Source organism: Streptomyces sp. CS113, from assembly GCF_002188365.1.
Taxonomy (GTDB): domain Bacteria; phylum Actinomycetota; class Actinomycetes; order Streptomycetales; family Streptomycetaceae; genus Streptomyces; species Streptomyces tendae.
Genome location: NZ_KZ195574.1, coordinates 4,369,414 through 4,396,413, shown reverse-complemented (window position 1 = coordinate 4,396,413; position 27,000 = coordinate 4,369,414). Strand labels below are relative to the sequence as shown.

The 27,000-nt window shown below is 70.3% G+C and carries 20 protein-coding genes, 1 tRNA gene and 1 pseudogene; 11 read left to right on the top strand and 11 right to left on the bottom strand.

Annotated features, from left to right (window positions below):
- Positions 1–8: 8 nt before the first annotated feature.
- From B9W62_RS19460 to rpmH, 8 genes are all read right to left on the bottom strand, one after another.
- The gene (locus tag B9W62_RS19460) at positions 9–1,115 is read right to left on the bottom strand and encodes a ParB/RepB/Spo0J family partition protein (RefSeq protein ID WP_107424204.1); all 1,107 of its coding nucleotides are present in this window, start codon (positions 1,113–1,115) and stop codon (positions 9–11) included.
- The gene (locus tag B9W62_RS19455) at positions 1,112–2,185 is read right to left on the bottom strand and encodes a ParA family protein (RefSeq protein ID WP_179236049.1); all 1,074 of its coding nucleotides are present in this window, start codon (positions 2,183–2,185) and stop codon (positions 1,112–1,114) included. The genes B9W62_RS19460 and B9W62_RS19455 overlap by 4 nt, the downstream gene beginning before the upstream one ends.
- A 261-nt stretch (positions 2,186–2,446) precedes the next feature.
- A complete protein-coding gene (gene rsmG / locus B9W62_RS19450) occupies positions 2,447–3,166 on the bottom strand; it encodes a 16S rRNA (guanine(527)-N(7))-methyltransferase RsmG (RefSeq protein WP_087808384.1) in 720 nt (239 codons plus the stop codon).
- A 124-nt stretch (positions 3,167–3,290) separates the two neighbouring features.
- Complete coding sequence (locus B9W62_RS19445) at positions 3,291–3,803, bottom strand: Jag family protein (RefSeq protein WP_087808383.1); 513 nt, start codon at positions 3,801–3,803, stop codon at positions 3,291–3,293.
- Between the two features lie 15 nt (positions 3,804–3,818).
- On the bottom strand, positions 3,819–5,114 hold the full coding sequence (gene yidC, locus B9W62_RS19440; protein WP_087808382.1) for a membrane protein insertase YidC: 1,296 nt from the start codon (positions 5,112–5,114) through the stop codon (positions 3,819–3,821).
- A gap of 3 nt (positions 5,115–5,117) precedes the next feature.
- Positions 5,118–5,492, bottom strand: a complete 375-nt coding sequence (gene yidD, locus B9W62_RS19435; RefSeq protein WP_087808381.1) for a membrane protein insertion efficiency factor YidD — start codon at positions 5,490–5,492, stop codon at positions 5,118–5,120.
- A complete protein-coding gene (gene rnpA, locus B9W62_RS19430) occupies positions 5,489–5,860 on the bottom strand; it encodes a ribonuclease P protein component (protein ID WP_087808380.1) in 372 nt (123 codons plus the stop codon). Before rnpA ends, yidD begins: the two co-directional genes overlap by 4 nt.
- 21 nt (positions 5,861–5,881) lie before the next feature.
- The gene (gene rpmH, locus B9W62_RS19425; RefSeq protein ID WP_003975051.1) at positions 5,882–6,019 is read right to left on the bottom strand and encodes a 50S ribosomal protein L34; all 138 of its coding nucleotides are present in this window, start codon (positions 6,017–6,019) and stop codon (positions 5,882–5,884) included.
- 377 nt (positions 6,020–6,396) lie between these two features.
- Between rpmH and dnaA the strand changes: the two genes are divergently transcribed.
- The 9 genes from dnaA to B9W62_RS19375 all read left to right on the top strand — a co-directional run bounded on the left by dnaA (position 6,397) and on the right by B9W62_RS19375 (position 19,231).
- Positions 6,397–8,343 (top strand): chromosomal replication initiator protein DnaA, encoded by a 1,947-nt coding sequence (dnaA, locus tag B9W62_RS19420; protein WP_087808379.1) that lies wholly within the window; start codon positions 6,397–6,399, stop codon positions 8,341–8,343.
- An 869-nt stretch (positions 8,344–9,212) separates the two neighbouring features.
- A complete protein-coding gene (gene dnaN, locus B9W62_RS19410) occupies positions 9,213–10,343 on the top strand; it encodes a DNA polymerase III subunit beta (protein ID WP_052836777.1) in 1,131 nt (376 codons plus the stop codon).
- A 209-nt stretch (positions 10,344–10,552) separates the two neighbouring features.
- Complete coding sequence (gene gnd / locus B9W62_RS19405; protein ID WP_087808377.1) at positions 10,553–11,428, top strand: phosphogluconate dehydrogenase (NAD(+)-dependent, decarboxylating); 876 nt, start codon at positions 10,553–10,555, stop codon at positions 11,426–11,428.
- A 32-nt stretch (positions 11,429–11,460) separates the two neighbouring features.
- A complete protein-coding gene (gene recF, locus B9W62_RS19400; RefSeq protein ID WP_087808376.1) occupies positions 11,461–12,582 on the top strand; it encodes a DNA replication/repair protein RecF in 1,122 nt (373 codons plus the stop codon).
- Complete coding sequence (locus tag B9W62_RS19395; protein ID WP_087808375.1) at positions 12,579–13,166, top strand: DciA family protein; 588 nt, start codon at positions 12,579–12,581, stop codon at positions 13,164–13,166. The genes recF and B9W62_RS19395 overlap by 4 nt, the downstream gene beginning before the upstream one ends.
- Before the next feature lie 434 nt (positions 13,167–13,600).
- On the top strand, positions 13,601–15,661 hold the full coding sequence (gyrB, locus tag B9W62_RS19390; RefSeq protein ID WP_179235562.1) for a DNA topoisomerase (ATP-hydrolyzing) subunit B: 2,061 nt from the start codon (positions 13,601–13,603) through the stop codon (positions 15,659–15,661).
- 42 nt (positions 15,662–15,703) lie between these two features.
- Positions 15,704–18,298: a DNA gyrase subunit A gene (gene gyrA, locus B9W62_RS19385; RefSeq protein WP_087808373.1), complete on the top strand. Its 2,595-nt coding sequence runs from the start codon at positions 15,704–15,706 to the stop codon at positions 18,296–18,298.
- A gap of 18 nt (positions 18,299–18,316) precedes the next feature.
- Positions 18,317–19,042 carry a DUF3566 domain-containing protein gene (locus B9W62_RS19380; protein ID WP_179235561.1) on the top strand — a complete coding sequence of 242 codons (726 nt, stop codon included), beginning with the start codon at positions 18,317–18,319 and terminating at the stop codon, positions 19,040–19,042.
- Positions 19,043–19,154: 112 nt separating this feature from the next.
- Positions 19,155–19,231, top strand: a tRNA-Ile gene (locus B9W62_RS19375).
- A 215-nt stretch (positions 19,232–19,446) separates the two neighbouring features.
- Here B9W62_RS19375 and B9W62_RS19370 read toward each other — a convergent pair.
- Positions 19,447–23,520, bottom strand: coding sequence for a WD40 repeat domain-containing protein (locus B9W62_RS19370; RefSeq protein ID WP_087808371.1), 4,074 nt, complete (start codon positions 23,518–23,520; stop codon positions 19,447–19,449).
- Positions 23,521–23,972: 452 nt separating this feature from the next.
- On the opposite strand from B9W62_RS19370, the gene B9W62_RS19365 reads away from it, so the two are divergent.
- Positions 23,973–24,179: a ferredoxin gene (locus B9W62_RS19365; RefSeq protein WP_087808370.1), complete on the top strand. Its 207-nt coding sequence runs from the start codon at positions 23,973–23,975 to the stop codon at positions 24,177–24,179.
- Positions 24,180–24,223: 44 nt separating this feature from the next.
- Positions 24,224–25,123, top strand: a complete 900-nt coding sequence (locus B9W62_RS19360; protein ID WP_256976506.1) for an FkbM family methyltransferase — start codon at positions 24,224–24,226, stop codon at positions 25,121–25,123.
- Positions 25,124–25,300: 177 nt separating this feature from the next.
- Here the strand turns inward: B9W62_RS19360 and B9W62_RS19355 are convergent.
- Both B9W62_RS19355 and B9W62_RS19350 read right to left on the bottom strand, forming a co-directional pair.
- A pseudogene (locus B9W62_RS19355) lies at positions 25,301–26,065 on the bottom strand (glycosyltransferase family 2 protein); the annotation flags it as partial.
- Positions 26,066–26,312: 247 nt separating this feature from the next.
- Positions 26,313–26,684: a DUF6344 domain-containing protein gene (locus B9W62_RS19350; protein WP_087808369.1), complete on the bottom strand. Its 372-nt coding sequence runs from the start codon at positions 26,682–26,684 to the stop codon at positions 26,313–26,315.
- Positions 26,685–27,000: the final 316 nt, after the last annotated feature.

Sequence of the window (27,000 nt, the reverse complement as noted above, 5' to 3'; positions counted from 1 at the left end):
ACAGCCGATCAGGACTCGGCTTCCCCGTCCTCGTCTCCGTCCTCCAGGAGGCCCTTCTGTAGTACGGGGCCCTCACCCGGAGCGAGACTTCCGAGGATCCGCTCGAGATCGTCCATGGAAGCGAACTCGACGGTGATCTTGCCCTTCTTCTGTCCCAGGTCGACCTTCACGCGCGTCTCGAAGCGGTCCGAGAGCCGCGTTGCCAGGTCCGAGAGCGCCGGGGACACCAGCGAGCCGGCCCTCGGGCCCTTCGCGCGCTGCGGCTTCTGCGGCCGGGACCCCATCAGGGTCACGATCTCCTCGACCGACCGCACCGAGAGCCCTTCGGCCACGATGCGATGTGCGAGCCGGTCCTGCTCCTCCGGGTCGTCGACGGACAGCAAGGCTCGGGCGTGCCCCGCGGAGAGGACGCCTGCGGCCACCCGGTTCTGCACCTTCGGTGAAAGCTTCAGCAGACGCAGTGTGTTGGACACCTGCGGGCGGGAGCGACCGATGCGGTCCGCCAGCTGGTCGTGCGTGCAGTTGAAGTCCTTCAGCAGCTGGTCGTAGGCGAAGGCCTCCTCCAGCGGGTTCAGCTGAGCGCGGTGCAGGTTCTCCAGGAGCGCGTCCAGAAGGAGCTTCTCGTCCTCCGTCGCCCGAACGATCGCCGGGATGGCGTCCAGCTCCAGCTCTCGGCAGGCACGGAAGCGCCGCTCACCCATGATGAGCTCATAGCGCCCGGGCTCCGTCGGCCGTACGACGACCGGCTGGAGGAGACCGACCTCCCTGATGGAGGTGACGAGTTCGGCCAGTGCGTCGTCGTCGAAGTCCTTGCGCGGCTGCTTCGGGTTCGGCGTGATGGCGTCGAGGGGGACCTCGGCAAAGTGCGCCCCCAGCGGCGCCCGCAGGCCCTCGGCACCGTACGGTGCGGTCGGCTCCTCCGTTTCACGTGAAACATGCGGCAGCGTGGCCACCTTCGCCGCAGCCACCCCGCGCTCGCTCGGCAGCAGCGGCATGGTCCCGGGAGACGCGGAGGCCGCGGTTCCCAACGCCGCCGAGGCAACCGACTTCTCGGTCGGGGCGTTGGGGATCAGTGCGCCCAGACCACGGCCCAACCCCCTCCGTCGCTCACTCACTGGATCCCCTCCACCATGCTCGGGTCATTCTGAGCGCCGAGATGAGCGTGGGTCGCGTCGTAGTTGACGCCCACGCCCCTCAGCGCGATCTCACGGGCCGCCTCCAGGTAGGAGAGGGCTCCACTTGATCCTGGATCGTAGGTCAGTACCGTCTGCCCGTAGCTCGGGGCCTCGGAAATACGGACCGAGCGGGGAATGCTCGTCCGCAGCACCTCCTCGCCGAAGTGGCTGCGCACCTCGTCCGCGACCTGTGACGCGAGCCGCGTCCGTCCGTCGTACATGGTGAGGAGGATGGTCGACACATGCAGCGTGGGATTGAGATGTCCCCGCACCAGGTCGACGTTGCGCAGCAGTTGGCCCAGTCCCTCCAGCGCGTAGTACTCACACTGGATGGGGATCAGGACCTCCTGGCCCGCGACGAGCGCGTTGACCGTCAGCAGGCCCAGGGAGGGCGGGCAGTCGATGAGGATGTAGTCCAGCGGCTGTTCGTATGCCGTGATCGCCCGCTGGAGACGACTCTCGCGTGCGACCAGCGAGACCAGTTCGATCTCCGCACCGGCGAGATCGATCGTGGCGGGTGCGCAGAAGAGGCCCTCTACATCGGGGACCGGCTGGACCACTTCGGAGAGCGGACGGCTCTCGACCAGCACGTCGTAGATGGAGGGGACATCGGCGTGATGGTCGATGCCCAGCGCGGTGGAGGCGTTGCCCTGCGGGTCGAGGTCGACGACCAGGACTCTCGCACCGTGCAGGGCGAGTGAGGCGGCAAGGTTGACGGTCGTCGTCGTCTTGCCCACTCCGCCCTTCTGGTTGGCTACGACCATGACCCGGGTCTGCTCGGGTCGCGGCAGCCCCTCGCCGGCGCGGCCCAGAGCCTCCACGGCAAGTTGGGCAGCACGACCGATCGGAGTGTCGTCCATCGGAGGCGGTGTTTCACGTGAAACATCCGCTCCCATCGACTCGGTACGGGGACCGGGGACCGGATCGGTCATCGGTCCCGCGATATTGGCGTCGGACCGCAAGGATTCACTCTCCTCGACTTCAGGCTCGCTATGAACAGAGCCTCCCATGCCTTCGGGGTCATGAACCAGTGAGGCCTGGTCTTCTGTGGAGAAATCCACCTCTGTGGACAACTCCGTGTCCTCTCCGAGCGACCCGAGAGGCTTTCGGTCGCGGGGGTCGGCCGCGGCGCGGCCGCGGCTGATGATGCCGTGCAGCAGTGAGCGACGTTTCACGTGAAACACGATGCAGCGCAGCCCACGCCTAACTGCCGCGACACTCCGTCACACGCGAGCAGGGCAGCTTGTGTGGAGTACGGCGGGCCTTCGGGACTAGCCGCGGCGGCGGCGTGTCCGTCCGGTCCGAGCGGCCTTGGCTCGCTTGGCCGCGAAGCGCACACCACCGGGACTCTCACCGACCTCGACCCGCACCACGGTGGACAGGGGATCCACGACACCGTCCCCGACGTGCAGGATGGATGTCTCCTCCGCACCGAGTTTGCTCAGCGCCGCGGTCGCCGCCTTCAGCTCTTCCTCGGCCGTATCGCCCTTGAGGGCGAGCATCTCGCCGTACGGGCGCAGCAGCGGAATACCCCAGGTGGCGAGGCGGTCCAGCGGAGCGACGGCACGGGCGGTGACCACGTGCACCGGCGGCAGCTTGCCCATGACCTCCTCGGCTCGGCCCCGCACGACGGTGACATGGTCCAGGCCCAGCAGCTCCACGACCTCGGTCAGGAAGTTCGTACGGCGCAGCAGCGGCTCGAGAAGGGTGATCTTCAGGTCTTCCCGCACGAGCGCCAGCGGGATCCCGGGCAGGCCGGCGCCGGAGCCGACGTCGCACACCGTCACTCCCTCGGGCACGACCTCGGAGAGCACCGCGCAGTTCAGCAGATGCCGCTCCCAGAGGCGGGGCACTTCACGCGGACCGATCAGGCCGCGCTTCACCCCCGCCTCGGCGAGCAGTTCCGCGTAGCGGACCGCGTCCGCGTAGCGATCACCGAACACCTCACGTGCCTGCTCGGGTACAGGGGGAAGCTCCGCTGCCTCCGACACGGGGACCGTCCTTCCGTACGGCACCGGCGCCAAGGGCACCGGTGCCAGAACCACCAGAACTATCAGGCTGACAAAATTCGGCCCCGCCTGCGCAACAGACGGGGCCGGAGAACGAGAGGACCGATCAGGCGGGAAGCACGACGACGAAGCGCTCCGGCTCCTCGCCTTCGGACTCACTGCGCAGCCCCGCGGCCTTGACCGCGTCGTGCACGACCTTGCGCTCGAAGGGCGTCATCGGCTGCATCCGCACGGATTCGCCACTGCTCTTGACCTCGGCCGCGGCCTTGGCGCCCAGCTCGGACAGCTCGGCGCGCTTGCCCGCCCGGTAACCGGAGATGTCGAGCATCAGCCGGCTGCGGTCGCCGGTCTCCCGGTGCACGGCCAGACGCGTGAGCTCCTGTAGAGCCTCCAGCACCTCACCGTCCCGGCCGACCAGCTTCTCCAGGTCCCTGCTCTTGCTGTCGCTGATGATCGAGACGGAGGCACGGTCGGCCTCGACGTCCATGTCGATGTCACCGTCGAGATCGGCGATGTCGAGCAGACCCTCCAGATAGTCCGCGGCGATCTCGCCCTCCTGCTCGAGGCGGGTGAGGGTGTCTGCACCCTCGGCGGCGGCGGAGGTGGTGCCTTCCGTCACGGGATGGACTCCTTCTTACTTCTTCGACGGGGACTTGGGCCGCTGCGGGCCCTTGCGCTGTCCGGACTGGGCCTTGCTGCGGCCACCACCGCCGGACTTCTGAGCCGGCTTCTTGGCGCCGGCGGCAGGCTTGGCGTCCTGCTCTCCGGCCGGCTTGGCGTCCTGCGGCTCGTCCGACTTGGTCAGCGACGTCTTCGACTCGGCCTCGCCGGCGGGCTTGGCCTGGCGCTGGGACTTGCTCTGCCGCTTGGGCTGCTGACGCTTGGGCTGAGCGGCGGTGGCCACGGTCGAGCCGTCCGCGCTCTGGGCGGCCACGGCGGTGTCGCTCTTCACCACGTTGCCGTCGGCCTGAGCCGCCAGGCCCGCCTTGTTCAGACCGTTGATGAACTTCCGCTCGGCCTCGTTGCGGTCCCGGCCCTTGGCGACGATGGCCTTCACGATGGCCTTCTCGCCCCGGCGACGGGTCTTGCCGTGCTCGGTGACGCTCTTGTGCAGCCGCTCCAGGTAGGAGGCCTGAGCCTTGGAGCCGGGCGTCGGGTTGTTGCGGATCACGTACATCTGCTGGCCCATGGTCCACACGTTCGTGGTCAGCCAGTAGACGAGGACACCGACGGGGAAGTTGACACCGAAGACGGCGAACATGACGGGGAAGACGTACATCAGCATCTTCTGCTGCTGCATGAACGGCGTCTTCACCGTGGTGTCGACGTTCTTCGTCATCAGCTGGCGCTGGGTGAAGAACTGCGAGGCCGACATCAGCACGATCATGATCGCGGTGACCACGCGGACGTCGGTCAGGGAGGCGCTGAGGGCGGTGACGTCGCTCTCGCTGCTGAAGAACTTGGAGGCCAGCGGGGCCCCGAAGATGTGCGCCTTCTGCGCGCTCTCGAGCAGGTCCTGGTTGACCGCGCCGATGGTGTCGCCGGAGGCGATGCCGTTGAGCACGTGGTACAGGGCGAAGAAGAACGGGGACTGCGCCAGGATGGGAAGGCACGAGGAGAGCGGGTTGGTACCCGTCTCCTTGTACAGCTTCATCATCTCTTCGGACTGACGCTGCTTGTCGTTCTTGTAGCGCTCCTGGATCTTCTTCATCTCCGGCTGGAGCGTCTGCATCCCGCGCGTCGCCTTGATCTGCTTCACGAAGAGCGGGATCAGGCAGATGCGGATGAGGATCACCAGGGACACGATGGACAGGCCCCAGGCCCATCCGGTGTCAGGTCCGAAGATCGCCCCGTACACCGTGTGGAACTGGACGATGACCCAGGAGACGGGCCAGGTGATGAAGCTGAAGAGGCTGGCAATCGTGTCCACTAATCATGCTCCTTGGGCATGGGGCGAGGTCTCTGCGGCCGGGCTCGAAGGCTCGGACTGGCTCGGGTGAGCAGGCCGTCCTTCGGTGGCCGGTTCGGCGGCGGAGGTCCCGCCCTTGCGTGCCCGCCAGGCGGCACGCAGCATTTCGTGCCACCGCGGACGCTTGCGCGGCGGAACATGGTCCACGCCGCCCAGCGACCACGGATTGCACCGCAGGATGCGCCAGGCGGTGAGCGCCGTGCCCTTGACGGCTCCGTGCCGGTCGATGGCCGTGTAGCCGTAGTGGGAGCACGACGGGTAGTACTTGCACACCGGCCCCAGCAGCGGACTGATCGTCCACTGGTAGAGCTTGATCAGAGCCAGCAGCGGGTACTTCATCGCGCGCCCCCTCCCAGTAGCCGCGCCAGGGCGGCGTCCAGGTCTCGGGCCAGCTGTGCATGGTCGGCGTCACCCGCACCGGGCAGCGCTCGTACGACTACCAGGCTACCGGGGGGCAACAGGTCGATCCGGTCGCGCATCAGATGGCGAAGCCTGCGCTTCACCTTGTTGCGCACGACCGCACCGCCCACGGCTTTGCTCACGACGAAACCCGCACGTGTCGGGGGAGCGCTCTCCCCAGGCGCGTGCGGGTCCGTGGCACCGCTTCGAAGGTGGACGACGAGGGCCGGGCGGCCGGCCCGGCGGCCTCGTCGAACCGCGGTCGCGAAGTCCTCGCGCCGCCTCAGCCGGTTCGCGGTGGGCAGCACGATGTCATGACCTGACCGGGATCAGGCGGACAGACGGGCGCGGCCCTTGCTACGGCGGGTCGCGAGGATCGCGCGGCCGGCACGGGTACGCATACGCAGCCGGAAGCCGTGGGTCTTCGCGCGGCGACGGTTGTTCGGCTGGAAGGTGCGCTTGCTCACTCGGGGGCTCCAGAAAGATTCGGGTGTTGGCGGGGTGCCGTCCTGGCTGTCACCGTGCGCCCACGAGTAGCTCGCGTTACGCCCGAGTGCACCGCTTTTCGATCACCTTGGACGTGACCTGTGCCCATCGGAGGCAGGCGGCAGCAGCCATCGACAACTCGACCTGGTTACGGTACGTGCGACTGCGCCATTCGGTCAAACCAGCGGTGACCGGGAGACACTTGTCCACAGGCTGGGGACAACAACTTGAACCCTACCCGTCGCGCTGACTACCGTGACTGGACTCCGATTCGTTCCCTTATCCCTGCCCCACCCGAGTTTCATCCCGACCCGTCCCCGAATCACACCTTCGAGGGACTCGTGAGAGAGCGTGCCCTGTGGCTGACGTACCTGCCGATCTTGCCGCAGTGTGGCCACGCGTATTGGAGCAACTTCTCGGAGAGGGCCGCGGGCAGGGCGTCGAGTCGAAGGACGAGCACTGGATCCGCCGCTGCCAGCCGCTCGCGCTGGTCGCCGACACCGCCCTGCTCGCCGTACCGAACGAATTTGCGAAGGGCGTACTGGAGGGCCGCCTCGCGCCGATCGTCAGCGAGACCCTGACCCGTGAGTGCGGGCGCCCGATCCGCATCGCGATCACCGTCGACGACACCGCGGGCGACCCCGCCGGCCCCACCGCCCCCGCTCCGCAGCCGCCGCCCTCACGCCCCCAGCCCCGTTACGAGGAGCCAGAGCTTCCCGCTCCCGGACAGGGCGGCCGCGAGGAGTACCGCGACCGGGACGAGTACGAGGGATACGGCCGCAACCGCGCCGACCAGCTCCCCACCGCGCGGCCCGCCTACCCGCAGGAGTACCAGCGCCCCGAGCCCGGTTCCTGGCCGCGCCCCAGCCAGCAGGACGACTACGGCTGGCAGCAGCAGCGCCTCGGCTTCCCGGAACGCGGCCCCTACGCGTCCCCGTCGCAGGAGCCGTACGGCCAGGAGCCCTACGGCCAGGAGCCGCCGCCCCCGCCGTACCCCCACGAACCTCACCCCTCGTACCAGCAGGACTACCGGCCGCAGCCCCCCGAGCGCGCCCCCTACGACAGCCAGCGCGGCGAGTACGAGCAGTCACGGGGCGACTACGACAAGCCCCGTGGCGACTACGAGCAGCGCGGCCCGCGCCGCGAGCTGCCCGATCCCCCGGCCGGTTCCGGACACGTCCACCGCGGCGGCCCCGTCGGCCCCGGACCCGCCACCGGGGCGCCCGGACCGCTGGCCGCGCAGCCCGCGCCGGCGACCGGCCCCGGCGAGCCGACCGCGCGCCTGAACCCGAAGTACCTCTTCGACACCTTCGTCATCGGCGCTTCCAACCGGTTCGCCCACGCGGCGGCCGTCGCCGTCGCCGAAGCGCCCGCCAAGGCCTACAACCCCCTCTTCATCTACGGGGAGTCGGGACTCGGCAAGACCCACCTCCTGCATGCCATCGGGCACTACGCGCGCAGCCTCTACCCGGGCACGCGCGTGCGCTACGTCAGCTCGGAGGAGTTCACCAACGAGTTCATCAACTCCATCCGCGACGGCAAGGGCGACAGCTTCCGCAAGCGCTACCGCGAGATGGACATCCTGCTCGTCGACGACATCCAGTTCCTCGCGGACAAGGAGTCGACGCAGGAGGAGTTCTTCCACACCTTCAACACCCTCCACAACGCCAACAAGCAGATCGTGCTGTCCTCGGACCGGCCGCCCCGGCAGCTGGTGACGCTGGAGGACCGGCTGCGGAACCGTTTCGAGTGGGGCCTGACCACCGACGTCCAGCCGCCCGAGCTGGAGACGCGCATCGCGATCCTGCGCAAGAAGGCGGTCCAGGAGCAGCTCAACGCCCCGCCGGAGGTCCTGGAGTTCATCGCCTCCCGGATCTCGCGCAACATCCGCGAGCTGGAGGGAGCGCTGATCCGGGTGACGGCGTTCGCGTCGCTCAACCGGCAGCCGGTGGACCTGGGCCTCACCGAGATCGTCCTCAAGGACCTGATCCCGGGCGGCGAGGACTCGGCCCCCGAGATCACGTCCACGGCCATCATGGGCGCGACCGCGGACTACTTCGGCCTCACCGTCGAGGACCTGTGCGGCACCTCGCGCGGGCGGGCGCTCGTGACGGCCCGGCAGATCGCCATGTACTTGTGCCGCGAGCTGACGGACCTCTCGCTGCCGAAGATCGGCGCGCTGTTCGGCGGCCGGGACCACACCACGGTGATGCACGCCGACCGCAAGATCCGCAATCTGATGGCCGAGCGGCGCTCGATCTACAACCAGGTGACCGAGCTGACCAACCGCATCAAGAACGGCTGACGACCGCCGGCCACGGGCCACGAGGGCGCTCCTGGACACCCGGGGGCGCCCTTCGCGTGTCCGCGGACCCGCACTGCTGTCCTGACCACTGTTCGAATACCTGCCGGGTTACGGGCGTCCTCCACAGATTCGGCCACTTTTTTCCGTCCACACCTTGGGGACTGGGAAGTTGTCCCGATCCTGTCCACAGGCCAGGCTGGTGAGAGATCATCAGGGCAGGTCAGCTCCCTGTGGATTCGTGGACGAAGGATCTCCACAGGCTGTGGACAAAGAAATGATCCACAGCCTGTGCATCCAGTTGTCCACGGGCAACCCACAGGAAGGACGGGGTTGTCCCCAGCGATCCCCGGCTTCTCCACATGCCTGTCCACTGTTCGGCAACGTGACGCGCCCTGTCACCGCGTCGAGTGAAAGCCGTCACACCAGGCTGCCTGATGGGGCTGTGGGAAACGTGGGTAAAGCTGGGGACGGCGCTGGGGAGAAGTCGCCTCTCCCTGTGCACGGTGTGTGCAGAACTTTCCGTTCTCCACAGAAGGGCCCGGTTGTCCACCGGCTCCGCCCACAGGCCCCGTGGACAAAATTCCCGGTCTGACCTGGGCAAACGAGGTTATCCACGGTATCCACAGGCCCTACTACTACTGACGACTAGAGAGAGAGCGGAATCCGTTTCGAAGCGGGACCTGTGCACAACTCGCCCTCTCGAGCCCGACCGCCCCTCGTCACGACTTGACCCCGAACGGCACCTACTGTCAGTGGGGTGCGTCAGACTGGTCCCCGGTGTTCTGCCCCTCACAGCGGCGGACGACACCGGTCAGACGACGAAGGCGAAGCAGGGCGAGCAGCGCCGGCAACAGCAGGAGGCGGCAACAGTGAAGATCCGGGTGGAACGCGACGTACTCGCGGAGGCAGTGGCCTGGGCGGCCCGCAGCCTCCCGGCCCGTCCGCCGGCGCCGGTCCTCGCGGGCCTGCTGCTGAAGGCCGAGGAGGGGCAGCTGAGCCTGTCCAGCTTCGACTACGAGGTCTCGGCGCGCGTGTCCGTGGAGGCGGAGATCGAGGAGGAGGGCACCGTCCTCGTCTCGGGCCGGCTGCTCGCGGACATCTCCCGCGCCCTCCCCAACCGGCCGGTGGAGATTTCCACAGACGGTGTACGGGCGACGGTGGTCTGCGGCTCCTCGCGGTTCACCCTCCACACCCTGCCGGTGGAGGAGTACCCGGCGCTGCCGCAGATGCCGGAGGCGACCGGCACGGTTCCCGGCGAGGTCTTCGCGTCGGCCGTGCAGCAGGTGGCCATCGCCGCGGGCCGCGACGACACGCTGCCCGTCCTGACCGGTGTGCGCATCGAGATCGAGGGCGACTCGGTGACGCTGGCCTCCACCGACCGCTACCGCTTCGCGGTCCGCGAGTTCCTGTGGAAGCCGGAGAACCCGGACATCTCCGCGGTCGCCCTGGTGCCCGCCAAGACGCTCCAGGACACCGCCAAGGCGCTGACCAGCGGTGACCAGGTGATCCTGGCGCTGTCCGGCTCGGGTGCGGGCGAGGGTCTGATCGGTTTCGAGGGCGCGGGCCGCCGGACGACGACGCGTCTGCTGGAGGGCGACCTCCCGAAGTACAAGACGCTCTTCCCGACGGAGTTCAACAGCGTCGCGGTGATCGAGACCGCCCCCTTCGTGGAGGCCGTCAAGCGCGTGGCCCTGGTCGCCGAGCGCAACACCCCGGTGCGGCTCAGCTTCGAGCAGGGCGTGCTCATCCTGGAGGCCGGCTCGAGCGACGACGCACAGGCTGTGGAAAGGGTCGACGCCCAGCTGGAGGGTGACGACATCTCGATCGCCTTCAACCCGACCTTCCTGCTGGACGGTCTGAGCGCCATCGACTCCCCGGTCGCCCAGCTGTCCTTCACGACCTCCACGAAGCCGGCCCTGCTCAGCGGCAAGCCCGCGGTGGACGCCGAGGCGGACGAGGCCTACAAGTACCTGATCATGCCGGTGCGGCTGAGCGGCTGAGCGGCTGAACAAGGCCGCCGCACCGTCGGTCGCCGTCCACAGGGTGTGGGCGAACCCGCAGGTGGGGGCATACGTCTGAGCGCGTATGCCCACAGCTGTGCACGGGCATCCGGGTTTAGGGTCGACGCGGGTACGAAAGTGCCGCGGCACCCATCCGGCGGGTTCGGAGGTGCCGCCTTGCCACCTCGCACACCTAAGGAACGCAACTGATGGAGCTCGGTCTCGTCGGCCTCGGCAAGATGGGCGGCAACATGCGCGAGCGGATCCGCCGCGCGGGCCACACCGTCGTCGGATACGACCGCAATCCGGATTTCGCCGACGTCCACAGCCTGGAAGAGCTTGTGGGCAAGCTCAGCGCACCGCGCGTGGTGTGGGTGATGATCCCGGCGGGCGAGGCCACCCAGGCCACCGTCGACCGGCTCGGCGAGCTGCTGGAGCCCGGTGACGTCGTCGTGGACGGCGGCAACAGCCGCTGGACGGACGACGAGAAGCACGCCGGGGAGCTGGCGGCCAAGGGCATAGGCTTCGTCGACTGCGGCGTCTCCGGCGGCGTGTGGGGCCTGGAGAACGGCTACGCGCTGATGTACGGCGGCGACGCGGAGAACGTCGCCAAGGTGCAGCCGGTCTTCGACGCCCTCAAGCCGGAGGGCGACTTCGGTGCCGTGCACGCCGGCAAGGTGGGCGCGGGCCACTTCGCGAAGATGGTCCACAACGGCATCGAGTACGCGATGATGCAGGCCTACGCCGAGGGCTGGGAGCTGCTGGAGAAGGTCGACTCCGTGGAGAACGTCCGCGAGGTCTTCCGCTCCTGGCAGGAGGGCACGGTGATCCGCTCCTGGCTGCTCGACCTGGCCGTCAACGCGCTCGACGACGACGAGCACCTGGACGGGCTCCGGGGTTATGCACAGGACTCCGGTGAGGGACGCTGGACTGTGGAGGCGGCGATCGACAACGCGGTGCCGCTGCCCGCGATCACGGCCTCCCTCTTCGCGCGGTTCGCGTCCCGGCAGGACGACTCGCCGCAGATGAAGATGATCGCCGCGCTGCGCAACCAGTTCGGCGGCCACGCGGTAGAGAAGAAGTAGGCACCACCAGTTGGGGAGGTCGGCGCACGACCATGCACGTCACGCATCTGTCGCTGGCCGACTTCCGTTCGTACGCCCGGGTCGAGGTGCCCCTGGACCCGGGCGTCACCGCGTTCGTCGGCCCGAACGGGCAGGGCAAGACGAACCTGGTCGAGGCGGTCGGCTACCTCGCCACCCTCGGCAGCCACCGGGTCTCCTCCGACGCCCCGCTGGTCCGCATGGGCGCCGAGCGGGCCGTCGTCCGGGCCCAGGTCCGGCAGGGCGAGCGGCAGCAGCTGATCGAGCTGGAGCTGAACCCGGGCAGGGCCAACCGCGCCCGCATCAACCGGTCCTCGCAGGTCAGACCGCGTGACGTGCTCGGCATCGTGCGCACCGTGCTGTTCGCGCCCGAGGACCTCGCCCTGGTCAAGGGCGACCCCGGCGAGCGGCGCCGGTTCCTGGACGAGCTGATCACCGCCCGTTCCCCGCGGATGGCCGGGGTGCGCTCCGACTACGACCGGGTCCTCAAGCAGCGCAACACCCTGCTGAAGTCGGCCGCGCTGGCCCGCCGGCACGGCGGCCGCACGCTGGACCTGTCCACGCTCGACGTCTGGGACCAGCACCTCGCGCGCGTGGGCGCCGAACTGCTCGCCCAGCGCCTGGACCTGATCGCGGCCGTGCAGCCGCTGGCCGACAAGGCCTACGAGCAGCTGGCCCCGGGCGGCGGCCCGCTCGCCCTGGAGTACAAGCCGTCGGCGCCCGGCGAGGCGCACACGCGCGAGGACCTGTACGAGCAGCTGATGGCGGCACTCGCCGAGGCGCGCAAGCAGGAGATCGAGCGGGGCGTCACCCTGGTCGGCCCGCACCGGGACGACCTGCTGCTGAAGCTCGGTTCCCTGCCCGCCAAGGGCTACGCCTCCCACGGCGAGTCGTGGTCGTACGCGCTGGCGCTGCGGCTGGCCTCGTTCGACCTGTTGCGGGCGGAGGGCAACGAGCCGGTGCTGGTGCTGGACGACGTCTTCGCCGAGCTGGACGCGCGGCGCCGGGAGCGGCTGGCCGAGCTGGTGGCGCCCGGGGAGCAGGTGCTGGTGACGGCCGCGGTCGACGACGACGTACCGCATGTGCTGGCGGGGGCGCGGTTCACGGTGGCGGAGGGGACGGTGGAGCGCGTATGAGCGCCGACGAGCCGCCCCCCGGACGTCCTTCGGGCGACCCCGGGAAAGCCCCCGAGACCCCCGGGAAGGGCGGCCGGGAGCCGTCCGGCGTCGACCTCGCGCGGGTGGCCCTCAGGGCGGCGCGGGAGGCGGCACGCGCGCGTGGGGACGCGGCCCAGCAGAAGAAGCAGGCGCGGCGCGGGGGCCTGCGCTCCGGGGCGCGGGCCGACGGCCGTGACCCCATGGCGCTGGGTTCCGCGATCAACCGGCTGATCACCGAGCGCGGCTGGGAGACACCGGCCGCGGTGGGCGGGGTGATGGGCCGCTGGCCGCAGATCGTCGGCGAGGACGTGGCGAAGCACTGCGTGCCGGAGCGCTACGACGAGGACGAGCGGGTGCTGGTGGTGCGCTGCGACTCGACGGCGTGGGCGACGAACCTGCGGCTGCTGGCGCCGACGCTGGTGGCCCGTATCAACGAGGACCTCGGGCACGGGTCGGTGCGGCTGATCAAGGTCCTCGGACCCGGTGGTCCGGCTGGTCCGGGCCGGCGCTACGGGCCGTTGCGGGCGCCGGGAAGCCAGGGTCCGGGCGACACCTACGGGTGATCCGGGGGCGGTCTGGCACCCCGTCAGGGACGCGTGATGTACCTCACAAAAAACGGCGCCGCCGGTCGGACGGAACGACCGGGGCGTGCTCTGCCGTACCCCCGCGCGGGGCCCCGGAGCGGGATCTGACTCCCAAGTAGCAAAGGGTTGACGGCTCGAAGCGCTGAGTGCCGTTGTGAGCCTCTTGAGGCCCCCATCCGCATATCGGGAGTCGGACGAGCCTCGTTCAGGGCGGCACATGCGGACTCAGGTACCGGCAAACCCCCATCAGTGTCAGTGGTACCGGTAGAATGAGAGAGAATCCCGCCCCGATCGTGGGGACCGTCCGGGACTAGCTGAGCAACGCTGATCAAGGCTTACCAACGCAACATGCCGCAGCCGCTCCGGCAACCTGCCGACGAGCCCGGCTCGTGCTGTGCCAGAAAGGGCGCTTCGTGGCCGATTCCGGCAACCCCAACGAGAACAACCCGTCCACCGACACCGGCGTGAACGACGCGGTGAGCACCCCGCACGGCGATGCCTCCGCGTCGTACGACGCCAGTGCCATCACCGTCCTCGAGGGTCTGGACGCGGTCCGCAAGCGACCCGGTATGTACATCGGTTCGACCGGTGAGCGGGGCCTGCACCACCTGGTGCAGGAGGTCGTGGACAACTCCGTCGACGAGGCGCTGGCCGGTCACGCGGACACGATCGACGTGACGATCCTCGCCGACGGCGGAGTCCGGGTCGTCGACAACGGCCGCGGCATCCCGGTGGGCATCGTCCCCTCCGAGGGGAAGCCCGCCGTCGAGGTCGTGCTGACCGTGCTGCACGCGGGCGGCAAGTTCGGCGGCGGCGGCTACGCGGTCTCCGGCGGTCTGCACGGCGTGGGTGTCTCCGTCGTCAACGCCCTTTCCACGCGGGTCGCGGTGGAGGTCAAGACCGACGGCCACCGCTGGACGCAGGAGTACAAGCTGGGCGTCCCCACGGCGGCGCTGGCCCGGCACGAGGCCACCGAGGAGACCGGTACGTCGGTCACCTTCTGGGCCGACGGCGACATCTTCGAGACCACGGACTACTCCTTCGAGACGCTCTCCCGGCGCTTCCAGGAGATGGCCTTCCTCAACAAGGGCCTGAAGATCAACCTCACCGACGAGCGCGAGTCGGCGAAGGCCACCGCCGGTGCGGACGAGGCGGGCGAGGACGAGAAGCACGAGGACAAGAGCGTCTCGTACCACTACGAGGGCGGCATCGTCGACTTCGTGACGTACCTCAACTCCCGCAAGGGAGAGCTGGTGCACCCCACCGTGATCGACCTGGAGGCCGAGGACAAGGACAAGAGCCTGTCCCTCGAGGTCGCCATGCAGTGGAACGGCGGCTACACGGAGGGCGTGTACTCCTTCGCCAACATCATCCACACGCACGAGGGCGGCACCCACGAGGAGGGCTTCCGCGCGGCGCTCACCTCGCTGATCAACAAGTACGCGCGGGACAAGAAGCTGCTGCGCGAGAAGGACGACAACCTCACGGGTGACGACATCCGCGAGGGTCTGACCGCGATCATCTCGGTCAAGCTGGCGGAGCCGCAGTTCGAGGGCCAGACCAAGACGAAGCTGGGCAACACCGAGGTGAAGACCTTCGTCCAGAAGGTCGTCTACGAGCACCTGACGGACTGGCTGGACCGCAACCCCAACGAGGCCGCGGACATCATCCGCAAGGGCATCCAGGCGGCCCACGCGCGCGTGGCGGCCCGCAAGGCCCGCGACCTGACGCGCCGCAAGGGCCTGCTGGAGACGGCGTCACTGCCGGGCAAGCTGTCCGACTGCCAGTCGAACGACCCGACCAAGTGCGAGATCTTCATCGTCGAGGGCGACTCCGCCGGCGGCTCCGCCAAGTCCGGCCGGAACCCGCAGTACCAGGCGATCCTCCCGATCCGCGGCAAGATCCTCAACGTCGAGAAGGCGCGCATCGACCGGATCCTCCAGAACCAGGAGATCCAGGCGATGATCTCCGCGTTCGGCACCGGCGTGCACGAGGACTTCGACATCGAGAAGCTCCGCTATCACAAGATCATCCTGATGGCGGACGCCGACGTCGACGGCCAGCACATCAACACCCTGCTGCTGACCTTCCTGTTCCGCTTCATGCGGCCGCTGGTCGAGTCGGGGCACGTGTACCTGTCCCGCCCGCCGCTGTACAAGATCAAGTGGGGTCGGGACGACTTCGAGTACGCGTACTCCGACCGCGAGCGCGACGCGCTGATCGAGATGGGCCGCCAGGCCGGCAAGCGCATCCGCGAGGACTCGGTCCAGCGCTTCAAGGGCCTCGGCGAGATGAACGCCGAGGAGCTGCGCATCACGACCATGGACCAGGAGCACCGGGTGCTCGGCCAGGTCACGCTCGACGACGCCGCCCAGGCCGACGACCTGTTCTCGGTGCTGATGGGCGAGGACGTCGAGGCCCGGCGCGCGTTCATCCAGCGCAACGCCAAGGACGTCCGCTTCCTCGACATCTGAGTCGGTCTCAGCTGACCGCACCAGGAAGGATCTTCACCAGCAATGACCGACGAGAACACTCCTGTGACCACGCCCGAGGGTGACGCCCTGGCGATGCGTGTCGAGCCCGTCGGGCTCGAGACGGAGATGCAGCGCTCGTACCTCGACTACGCGATGTCCGTCATCGTCTCGCGCGCGCTGCCCGACGTCCGCGACGGCCTCAAGCCCGTGCACCGCCGCGTGCTGTACGCCATGTACGACGGCGGCTACCGCCCCGAGCGCGGCTTCTACAAGTGCGCCCGCGTCGTCGGCGACGTCATGGGCAACTACCACCCGCACGGCGACAGCTCCATCTACGACGCGCTGGTCCGCCTTGCCCAGCCCTGGTCGATGCGGATGCCGCTCGTCGACTCCAACGGCAACTTCGGCTCGCCGGGCAACGACCCGGCGGCGGCCATGCGCTACACCGAGTGCAAGATGGCGCCGCTGTCGATGGAGATGGTCCGCGACATCGACGAGGAGACCGTCGACTTCACGGACAACTACGACGGCCGCTCCCAGGAGCCGACCGTCCTGCCCGCCCGCTTCCCGAACCTGCTGATCAACGGCTCGGCGGGCATCGCGGTCGGCATGGCGACCAACATCCCGCCGCACAACCTGCGCGAGGTCGCGGCCGGCGCCCAGTGGTACCTGGAGAACTACGAGGCCTCGCACGAGGAGCTGCTCGACGCGCTCATCGAGCGCATCAAGGGCCCCGACTTCCCGACCGGCGCGCTGGTGGTGGGCCGCAAGGGCATCGAGGAGGCCTACCGCACCGGGCGCGGCTCGATCACCATGCGCGCGGTCGTCGAGGTCGAGGAGATCCAGAACCGCCAGTGCCTGGTGGTCACGGAGCTGCCCTACCAGGTCAACCCGGACAACCTCGCGCAGAAGATCGCCGACCTGGTGAAGGACGGCAAGGTCGGCGGCATCGCCGACGTCCGCGACGAGACGTCGTCCCGCACCGGCCAGCGCCTGGTGATCGTCCTCAAGCGGGACGCGGTCGCCAAGGTCGTCCTGAACAACCTGTACAAGCACACCGACCTCCAGACCAACTTCGGCGCCAACATGCTGGCCCTGGTCGACGGCGTGCCGCGCACCCTGTCGCTGGACGCGTTCATCCGCCACTGGGTGAACCACCAGATCGAGGTCATCGTCCGCCGTACGCGCTTCAGGCTGCGCAAGGCGGAGGAGCGGGCGCACATCCTGCGCGGCCTGCTCAAGGCGCTGGACGCCATCGACGAGGTCATCGCGCTGATCCGGCGCAGTGAGACCGTCGAGATCGCGCGCGGCGGCCTGATGGACCTCCTGGAGATCGACGAGATCCAGGCCAACGCCATCCTGGAGATGCAGCTGCGCCGCCTGGCGGCCCTGGAGCGGCAGAAGATCGTCCGGGAGCACGACGAGCTCCAGGCGAAGATCACCGAGTACAACGAGATCCTCGCCTCGCCCGTGCGCCAGCGCGGGATCGTCAGCGAGGAGCTGGCCGCGCTCGTCGAGAAGTACGGCGACGACCGCAAGACCAAGCTGATCCCGTACGAGGGCGACATGTCCATCGAGGACCTGATCGCCGAGGAGGACATCGTCGTCACGGTCACGCGTGGCGGCTACATCAAGCGCACCAAGACCGACGACTACCGGGCGCAGAAGCGCGGCGGCAAGGGCGTGCGCGGCACGAAGCTCAAGGAAGACGACATCGTCAACCACTTCTTCGTGTCCACCACGCACCACTGGCTGCTGTTCTTCACCAACAAGGGCCGCGTCTACCGCGCCAAGGCGTACGAGCTGCCGGACGCCGGCCGGGACGCGCGCGGCCAGCACGTGGCGAACCTGCTGGCCTTCCAGCCGGACGAGACGATCGCCCAGATCCGCGCGATCCGCGACTACGAGGCGGTTCCGTACCTGGTCCTGGCCACGAAGGCCGGCCTGGTGAAGAAGACGCCGCTGAAGGACTACGACTCGCCGCGTTCGGGCGGTGTCATCGCCATCAACCTGCGGGAGCAGGCGGACGGAAGCGACGACGAACTGATCGGCGCCGAACTCGTCTCGGCCGAGGACGATCTGCTGCTGATCAGCAAGAAGGCACAGTCGATCAGGTTCACCGCGTCGGACGACACACTGCGTCCGATGGGCCGTGCCACCTCGGGCGTCAAGGGCATGAGTTTCCGCGAAGGAGACGAGCTGCTCTCGATGAATGTTGTTCGAGCCGGTACGTTCGTGTTCACTGCCACCGACGGCGGTTACGCGAAGCGGACCTCCGTCGACGAGTACCGCGTCCAGGGTCGCGGCGGCCTCGGCATCAAGGCCGCCAAGATCGTCGAGGACCGCGGGTCGCTCGTGGGCGCGCTGGTGGTCGAGGAGCACGACGAGATCCTCGCCATCACACTCTCGGGCGGTGTGATTCGTACGCGAGTCAACGGGGTCAGGGAGACCGGCCGTGACACCATGGGCGTTCAACTGATCAATCTGGGCAAGCGCGATGCCGTCGTCGGCATCGCACGCAACGCCGAGGCGGGACGCGAGGCGGAGGAGGTCGACGGCGATGTGGCCGTCGACGAGACCGCCGAGGGTGCCGAGACCACCGGCACGGACGAGGGTGAGGCGCCCTCGGCCGAGTAGCACGAGGAGAGAGTCATCGTGAGCGGAGCCACGGGCGCCGGATCGGCCGGTACCCCCACGGGTACGGAAACGGGCGGCGGCGGCCGTGGCTCCGCCGCGCGTGCGACGGATTCGCACACGACTCAACTGCGCAAGATCGACGACGGAGCGACCGACTCGCACGCGGGGAGCTCGTCCACAACGCATGGATCCCAGGGGGGAACTGTGACGGACACCCGAGGCCAGCAGACTCAGCAGGCGGCCTCGCCGCTGCCGGGAGAACGGCAGCCCCAGCAGCCCGGCGGGCCGTACCACCCGCCGCAGGCCTACCAGACCCACGGCGGCAACACGGCGGCCGTGCGCCGCCCGCGCACCGGCGCACGCACCACGCCCCGCGTGCGCAAGGCGCGGCTGCGCGTGTCGAAGGCCGACCCGTGGTCGGTGATGAAGGTCAGCTTCCTGCTCTCCATCGCGCTCGGCATCTGCACCATCGTCGCGGCCGCCGTGCTGTGGATGGTCATGGACGCCATGGGCGTCTTCTCGACGGTCGGCGGCACGATCGCCGAGGCCACCGGCTCCAACGAGTCCAACGGCTTCGACCTTCAGTCCTTCCTGTCGCTGCCCAACGTGCTGCTGTTCACGACGGTCATCGCGGTGATCGACGTGGTCCTCGCGACGGCCCTGGCGACCCTCGGCGCGTTCATCTACAACCTGTCCGCCGGGTTCGTCGGCGGCGTGGAGCTGACGCTCGCCGAGGACGAGTGATCCACGGGGCCGGCCCCGCTCTCCGGCGGTGCGACAACCGATTTTGGGACTGCCCGCCTCGTGCGCTAATCTTCAGGAGTCAGCGCGCGGGACATGCACCGCAGAGCGCGGCGGGGCTATAGCTCAGTTGGTTAGAGCGCATCCCTGATAAGGATGAGGCCACAGGTTCAAATCCTGTTAGCCCCACCAGCACGAAGACCCCCAGCCGGTATCGGTTGGGGGTCTTTGCGTTCGCCGTTCGCTGCTCGCCGTCGGCTGGGCAGGAAAAGACCCGACCGCTGGCGACGGGGGATGCGCCAGCGGTCGGGCTGTGGCCAAGGCTAACAAGGCCGGGTGGCCGGTGGGTGCCGACTGGTCGGTCGGGTGTCGGCGATGTGACAGGGATCACGTACGGGGTGCGCGGTTCACCGGTCGCACGGCGGCTCGTAGTCCAGGCGCGGCAGGTACTCGTGCCACTTCTCCTCGGTCAGCACGCCCCGGGTGGCCGAGCAGATGCGGTCGATGGCGTCGTCCACGCCCAGGCTCCACAGCCGGACGGTGTCCGTGCCGCTGGAGACGCCGAGCATGTGGTGCACGGGGCTGAAGGACAGGAAGGTGCCCGTCTTGGCGTTCGGGCTCATCGCCTGGCCGATGGGGGCGGCCTCGGCGGGGTCGGTGACGCTCCACAGCCGGACCGTGTTGTCGTTGGCACCGCTGGCCAGGGTGGCGCCGTCCTGACTGAACGTCAGCGAGACCACGGAGTCGGTGTGTCCGGCGAGCGGGGTGCCGTCCCCGGACGCCTCGGCGGGGTCGGTGACGTCCCAGAGCCGGACCGTGCCGTCGTCGCTGCCGCTGGCCAGGGTGCGGCCGTCGGGACTGTAGGCGAGGACGTTGACGGGCCCCAGGTGCCCGGTGCGGGAGGCGCCGAGGCGGGTGGCGTGCGCGGGGTCGGTGACGTCCCAGAGGCGTACGGCGTCGTCGGCGCCGCCGCTGGCGAGGGTGCGGCCGTCCGGGCTGAACGCGAGCGTGTTCACGTATCCGGTGTGGCCGGAGAGCGGTGCGCCCAGTCGGCGCGGGTGGGCGGGGTCCTCGGCGTCCCACAGCTGGACGGTGCGGTCGTCGTGGGCCGTGGCCAGGGTCCGGCCGTCGGGGCTGAACGCGAGCGTGTCGGGGCCCGCGTACCGGGTGCGCAGCGCCACGGGCGGTCCGTGGGCCCTGGGCCGGGCCGGGTCCGTGACGTCCCACAGTTGCAGCGCGCGGCCCCCCACCAGTACCGCGAGCGTCTTGCCGTCCGGGGAGAACACCAGGGACCGGATGTCTCCCTCCCCCGGTGTGAAGGGGGCGCTCAGCGACACGGGCCGGGCCGGGTCCGCCACGTTCCACAGCCGGACCCGGCCGTCGCGGGCCGCCGTGGCCAGGACCCGCCCGTCCGGGCGGAAGGCGCCGATGCGGCCGATCATGTCCGACGTCGGCAGCGACCACAGGCGGACCTTGCTGTCGCCGCTGCCGGTGGCGAGGGTGTGGCCGTCGGGGCTGAAGCCGAGGGCGTACATCTCGCCGCTGCCTCCGGCGAGGGGCACGCCGATCTGCGCGGGGTAGGCCGGGTCGCTGACGTTCCACAGGCTCGCCGTACTGTCCGCGCTGCTCGCGGCGAGCATGTCGCCGTCGGGGCTGAACGCCACCGCCCAGACGGGTCCGCTGTGACCGGTGAGCGGTGCGCCGGCGGACTTCGCCCCGGCGGGGTCGGTGACGTCCCAGAGCCGCACGGTGTCGTCCGCGCTGCCGCTGGCGAGGGTGCGGCCGTCCGGGCTGAACGCCACGGAGTGCACCAGGCCGCTGTGGCCGGCCAGCGGTGCGCCGACCGGCTCGGGGCGGCGCGGGTCCGCGACGTCCCAGAGCCGTACCTTGTCGTCGTCGCCGCCGGCCGCGAGCGTGCGGCCGTCCGGGCTGAAGGCCACCGAGCGCACCGCCGCGGTGGACCCGGTCAGGGTGTCGAGGGCCTCGGGGGCACGCCGGTCGGCCACGTCCCACAGGCGGACGGCGTGGTCGTCGTGGGCGGAGGCCAGGGTGTGTCCGTCGGGGCTGAAGGCGAGCAGGTAGACGGTGCCGCCGCGGCCGGTCAGCGGGGCGCCGAGCGGGCGCGGACGGCGCGGGTCCCGTACGTCCCACAGCCGGATCGTGCCGTCGTCCGAGGCGCTGGCCAGGGTGCGGCCGTCCGGGCTGAACACCGCGGTGCTCACCCAGCTCGTGTGTCCGGTGAGCGGCTTGCCGAGCTGCCGCGGCCTGGCCGGGTCCGAGACGTCCCAGAGCCGGACGGTCCGGTCGTAGCTGGCCGTCGCCAGGGTCCGTCCGTCGGGGCTGAAGGAGGTGAGGTAGACGGCGCCCGTGTGCCCGAGGAGCGGGGTGGCCAGGGGCGCGTTCACGATCGAGATCAGCCGGTTCCTGACGTCCTCGTCGTCCGGGCGCAGCCGGTGTGCGGCCAGGTCGAGCTGGGCCGACAGGGACGGGTCGGTGTCCTCGACCCGGTCCGCTTCGGCGACCACCTGCTCGAACACGGCGTCGTTGCGCTGCTGCCAGGCGAGCACCGCCGAACCGACGGCCACCAGGGCCAGGACGACCAGCGCCGACACCGCGGCACGGCTGATCATGACGGTGCGCCGGCGGAGCCGGACGGCGGCGGCCAGGAACTCGACCGCGCTGCGGGTCAGCAGGGTGTCGTCGGCCGACTTCGCCCAGCCGTCGGCCTGCGCGAGCCGGGAGCCCCGGTAGAGCAGTGCGGAGTCGCGGTCCGACTCCTCCCAGGCCAGGCCGTCCTCCTCCAGCCGCTGGCGCAGCAGGTTTCCGGCGCGGTCGTCGTCGATCCAGTCGCGCAGCCGGGGCCAGGCGTGCAGCAGCGCCTCGTGGGTGATCTCCACCGTGTCCGCGTCGAGCGTCACCAGCCGGGCCCGCACCAGCGCTTCGAGGGACTCCTCGGTCTTGTCCGGGTCCCCCGACTCCTCGGCCAGCCGGCGCCGGGTGCTGCGCCTGCGGGTGGCCTGGGTGTCCTCGCTCAGCCGGACCAGCCTGAGCAGCAGCAGCCGCGCGGCCGTCCGGGCCGCCGGGTCCAGACCGGACCAGGCCCGTTCGGCGGTCGCGGCCACCGCGCCCTGGATGCCGCCGGCCGCGCGGTATCCGGCCAGGGTCAGCCGGCCCGCCTTGCGCCGCTGCCAGGTCGCGAGCAGGGCGTGGGAGAGGAGCGGCAGCACGCCCGCGTCGTGTGCGCCCTGCGGTCCGTCGGTGCTCACCTCGCGGACGATCAGCTCGGCGAGTCCCGGGTCGAGTTCCATGCCGACGGCCCTGGCGGGGGCGGTCACGGCCTCGCGCAGTTCCGTGGTGGTCAGCGGCCCGAGCACCATGTGCCGGTGCTGCAACGCGTCGGCCAGCTCGGGGTACCGCAGGCACCGGTCGTAGAAGTCGGCGCGTACGCCCAGGGCGACCAGCACGGGCGGCGGGTCCCCGTCGGCGCCGGGTGTGCAGGCGGCCTGGAGCAGCCGGATGAACAAGCGCCGGTCCGCCTCGTCGGCGCAGAGGGTGAAGAGCTCCTCGAACTGGTCCACGATGACGACCGGAGGGGCGCCCGGACCCTCCGGGCTTTCGGTGGATGCCGCCGCCCATGCCGCCCACGCCGCGCAAGCGGCCCTGGTGGTGCCCTCCGCTGATGGGTCGGCCGTGGGGCGGGCCTCGGGGGAGTCCGGCTCCGGGGGCGACGTCTCCTGGGCCGCCGCCTCCCCTGTGGCGCCGACGACGGGTGCGAGCCCCGGCACCTGGCGGGTCAGCTCGCCGAGCGGGTCGGCCCCCGGCACGAACTGGAGCACGCGTCCGGGCGGACCGTCCCAGGCGTCCGGCGCACCGGCGCGCAGGGCGGGCACCAGACCGGCGTTCAGCAGGGAGGACTTGCCGGCTCCGGAGGCGCCCACGAGCATGACCAGCCCGCCGGTCTCGCGCGTCGCGTAGAGCTGGGCGACCAGGGCCCGGGTGCTCCGGTCCCGTCCGAAGAACCAGTCGGCGTCCTCCCGGCGGTAGGCGGCCAGGCCCCGGTAGGGACAGATCCCGCCGGGGGCCTGCTGGGCCTCGGTGGGGGGCTGTTCCGCGGCCGCGGGCGGCGCGGGGCGCTCACCGGTCGGGTCGGCCACCGCCCGCTCCCACAGGCGCTGCCACTGGACCAGGTCGTACAGACCGGCGGAGACCGGTACGGGCCGTGCGCGCCGTGCCGGGGGTATGAGGACGTGCAGGACGGCCGCCAGGGCGGGAAACTGGGCGGGTACGTTCTTGGCCCGCCGCCAGTCGCTGATCCGCTGGGCGGAGACCCGTACGGGCCGCCCTCGTTCGTCGACCCGCTGGAGCCGGACGACGGCCTCGGACACACGTTTGAGGGGAGGGTTGCCGGCCTCCCTGTACAGCAGTGCGAGGCGTTCCGCGAAGGCCGTGCGTGCCCCTGAGTCGAAACTCAAGGTCTCCACTCCTTACTTCCCCCGCACCTGGACGTCCGGACCGGAAAACTCACTCTATACGGCTGACCTGCGGCTACAGGGGGCGTATGAAACCGGAACCTCCTCTGCGGCGACCACGGGTGGCAGGATCGCGTCGCAGTGGCGAGGCGGCCCCGCGGCACCCGGACAGGTCAGCGGCTCAGTACTCGGAGAGCCACCCCATGAGGCCGCATGTTCTCGGTCAGCTTTCGATGGCCCGTCCCTCCCCGACCCGGCCCGCCTCCGCCCATCAAGAACGGCGCCGGCATGGTTTGGCACCGGTCCCCACGAGGGGAGGGACCGGAGCCAAACCATGCCGACGCGCACGTGCCGAGCCGGACCGAGGGACCAAGAGGCAGGCGGGCGGGCGGAGCGGATTCAACGCGCCGATCCATGGGCAGGCAGGTCGTGAAGGCTCCGAACCGACCGCCGCTGGAGTGCGCATGAGGATCTCCGTCGACCCCGAGCAGTGTTACGGCTCCGGAGACTGCGTCCACCGGGCCCCCGCCGTCTTCACCCAGGTGGACGGCCTCGGTGCGGTCATACCCGGCCGGGAGCACGACGTCGACGCCCCCCGGGTGCGGGAGGCGGCCGAGGGGTGCCCGTCCGCCGCGATCACCATCGCGCGCGCGGAAACGGAAGCGCTCTGACGCCGACCCCCCGGGTCGGGCCGGGCGCGACCGTCACCGAGGCCTTGGTCGGCCTCGCCGCCCGGTACGTGCGGGGCGGCCCCGGGACCCTCGGGAAGGCGGCCCTCGCCACGCGCTGGCTGAACCCGCGGCTGCGCGAGCACCCCCGCCGGGCCGTCGTCGAGACGCGGACCGGCGAGCTGTTCGCCGTGGACACGCAGGACCTCATCCAGCGGTACCTGTACCTGTTCGGTGCCTGGGAGCCGCATCTGACGGGCTGGCTGCGGCGCCGGCTGCGGCCGGGGGACGGCTTCGTCGACGTGGGGGCCAACATCGGCGCCTTCAGCGTCCTGGCCGCCCGGCTCGTCGGTGCCGAGGGCCGGGTCGTCGCCATCGAGGCGTCGCCCGACCTGCACCGCAGCCTGGTACGCAACGTCCGGCTCAACGCCCTCGGCAACGTCCGCGCGCTCAACGCCGCCGTCTCCGACCGCGCCAGGACGCTGACGTTCGCGCTCGCCAGCTCACGGAACACGGGGGCGAACAGCATCGTCCCGTACGACGGGCCGGTGGAGTCCAGCTTCCGGGCCCGGGCCCGGCCGCTCCCGGAGCTCCTCGACGCGGCGGAGATCGCGAGCGCCCGGGTGATCAAGATCGACGTCGAGGGCGCCGAGGGGAGTGTGGTGCGTGGTCTCGCGCCGGTGCTGGGCGCTCTGCGGCCCGACGCGGAGCTCACGGTGGAGGTGTCGCCCGAGCGCATGGCCCGGCTCGGGGACCGTGCCGACGACCTGCTGGCGGTGATGCGGAACGCCGGGTTCCATGTCTATCGGGTGGCCAACGACTACGCGCCCGGAAGCTACCCCCCGGCGCTGAGCGGCGTGCCCCGGGCACCGGTCCGCGTGCGGGGGCCGGTCACCGAGGAGAGCGACTTGATCTTCTCCCGGGTCGACGCGGAACGGCTGCCCTGACCACTCGGCGCTTCCGGCCCCGCCGCGTCAGGGGCGCTCGCGCGGGCTGTCGGATCCCGCGTAGCCGCCGTAGCCGCCGTAGCCGCCGTAGCCGCCGTAGCCGTGGTAGCCGTCGAAGCACGCGGATCCCTCGGATCCCTCGCGGGCCTGGGCGCCCTCGGAGCCCTCGGAGCGCTCGGAGGCCTCCGGTGGACGCCACCCGAAGGAGGCCAGCGCACGCGCCCTGGCCTCCACCACCGCCATCCGGGCCGTGCGTTCCGCGGGGTCCGCGTGGGGCGGCCGACCGGTCTCCTGGCCCTCCCACTTGCGGTAGAGCAGACCGACCTCCGCCGAGAACCAGCCCCGGCTCACGCCGCCCAGCGCCAGCAGCAGGCCGGTGTCCTCGGACGCGGGCAGGGCCATCCAGCCGCCGAGGGCGAGGAGCAGGTCGCGCCGGACGAGGAGGGTCGCCGGGTGGACCTGGGCGCGGAAGCCGTTCGCCTTCCAGAAGTCGAGCACCACACCCCGCTCGATCGGCCCGTGCGCCGGATCGCCGGGGAAGCCGGCCGTCGAACCGTCGGGCAGGAGGTCCAGGGCCCGTGAGGTCGCCCACCCGATCGACGGGTCGGCCTCCAGGGCGGCCAGATCGCGGGCCAGGGCGCCCGGAGTGAGCCGGTCGTCGGCGTCCAGCACCTTCACGTACGGGCCGTCCGCGTGGGCCAGGGCCATCGTGCGTGTCACCCCGGGCCCGCCCTGCCGTCCGTAACGGCCCTGGTGGAACACGACCCGCGGGTCGTCGGGCACGTACGGCCGGACGTCACGCGTACGGCCGTCCTCCTGGATCACCCAGCGCCACTCCCAGCCGTCGGGCAGTTCCTGGGCGCACAGCGAGGCGTAGGCCTCGGGGAGGAAGGGGGCGGCGGGGCCGTGGACGGCCGTGACGATGATGACGCGCCGGTTCACGGCGGTACTCACCGCCTTTCCCTGGTGGCTCTCCTTGGGCATGGCCGCAGGCTACGACTCCTCAGGAGCCCCCGCGGAGTCGAGGGGCGGGGATGGCCCGGCCCGACCGAATATCTCCCTGTTCGTTCCTGTTCCGGCGCACACACGGCGGCGGCCCGGCTGCTCTGTCGAGCGGCCGGGCCGTTTCTCGCGTGTGGTGCGGTACGCAGATCGCCGTTACGTCAGGGTCGGGGGTGGCGCGGGCCGCTCAGCGCTGGAGCGGGATGGTGTGCTGGGCCCGGGGCTCGGCGGCGGTGTCGTCGCACGGGAGGCCGGTGGTCGTGGCGGTGGCCGCAGCGGCGTCGGCGTGCGGACGGTGGCGGCAACTGGGTGCCGTGCCGTGGGCCTCGGCGCGGATGCGCTGCTTCATCGTGGGGGGCAGGGAACCGGTTCGGGACCGGGGCAGGGGAACCGCGGCCGCGGGTGCCGCCTCGGGCGAGGCGCTCTCGGTGTTGCTCTGCGTCCTGGCCTGCGGTACGGCCGCGGCGGCCGTCGTCGTGATGAGTCCGAGCGCCGTGCACAGCGCGAGGAAGGCGGTGACGATGGTGGTCCAGAGCGTCAGGACCTTGTTCCGGGCCATGGCCCCTCACTTTCGGGTTGGGCGATTTGCGTACTTTCCTCATGATGTGTATGAGGGCCGCGAAGTGGTGGACCGACGCCCGTGGCGCGTCGATGTTCAGATGAACACCACCCGAATAGCCGCAAGGGGTGCGAAAAGGTGCCCAGACGGGAGGGAGGCGGGCAAAAGTCACCGCACGTGAGGGTGTGATCACCCTCCGATCAGAATGGGTTCGTCCGCTTCTAAAGGGCTCCGGCGACGGGCAGTTGACCGCCGACGCAGGTCACCGATCGGTATCGGCCGGTGTGTATAGTCGGGCGCCAGAAGTCCCCAACGT

Bases quoted from the DNA above. Each gene is read 5' to 3' on its own strand.
- B9W62_RS19455 (WP_179236049.1), bottom strand. From the start codon at position 2,185: ATGGGAGGCTCTGTTCATAGCGAGCCTGAAGTCGAGGAGAGTGAATCC.
- yidD (WP_087808381.1), bottom strand. From the start codon at position 5,492: ATGAAGTACCCGCTGCTGGCTCTGATCAAGCTCTACCAGTGGACGATC.
- gnd (WP_087808377.1), top strand. From the start codon at position 10,553: ATGGAGCTCGGTCTCGTCGGCCTCGGCAAGATGGGCGGCAACATGCGC.
- recF (WP_087808376.1), top strand. From the start codon at position 11,461: ATGCACGTCACGCATCTGTCGCTGGCCGACTTCCGTTCGTACGCCCGG.
- B9W62_RS19395 (WP_087808375.1), top strand. From the start codon at position 12,579: ATGAGCGCCGACGAGCCGCCCCCCGGACGTCCTTCGGGCGACCCCGGG.
- gyrA (WP_087808373.1), top strand. From the start codon at position 15,704: ATGACCGACGAGAACACTCCTGTGACCACGCCCGAGGGTGACGCCCTG.
- B9W62_RS19365 (WP_087808370.1), top strand. From the start codon at position 23,973: ATGAGGATCTCCGTCGACCCCGAGCAGTGTTACGGCTCCGGAGACTGC.
- B9W62_RS19350 (WP_087808369.1), bottom strand. From the start codon at position 26,684: ATGGCCCGGAACAAGGTCCTGACGCTCTGGACCACCATCGTCACCGCC.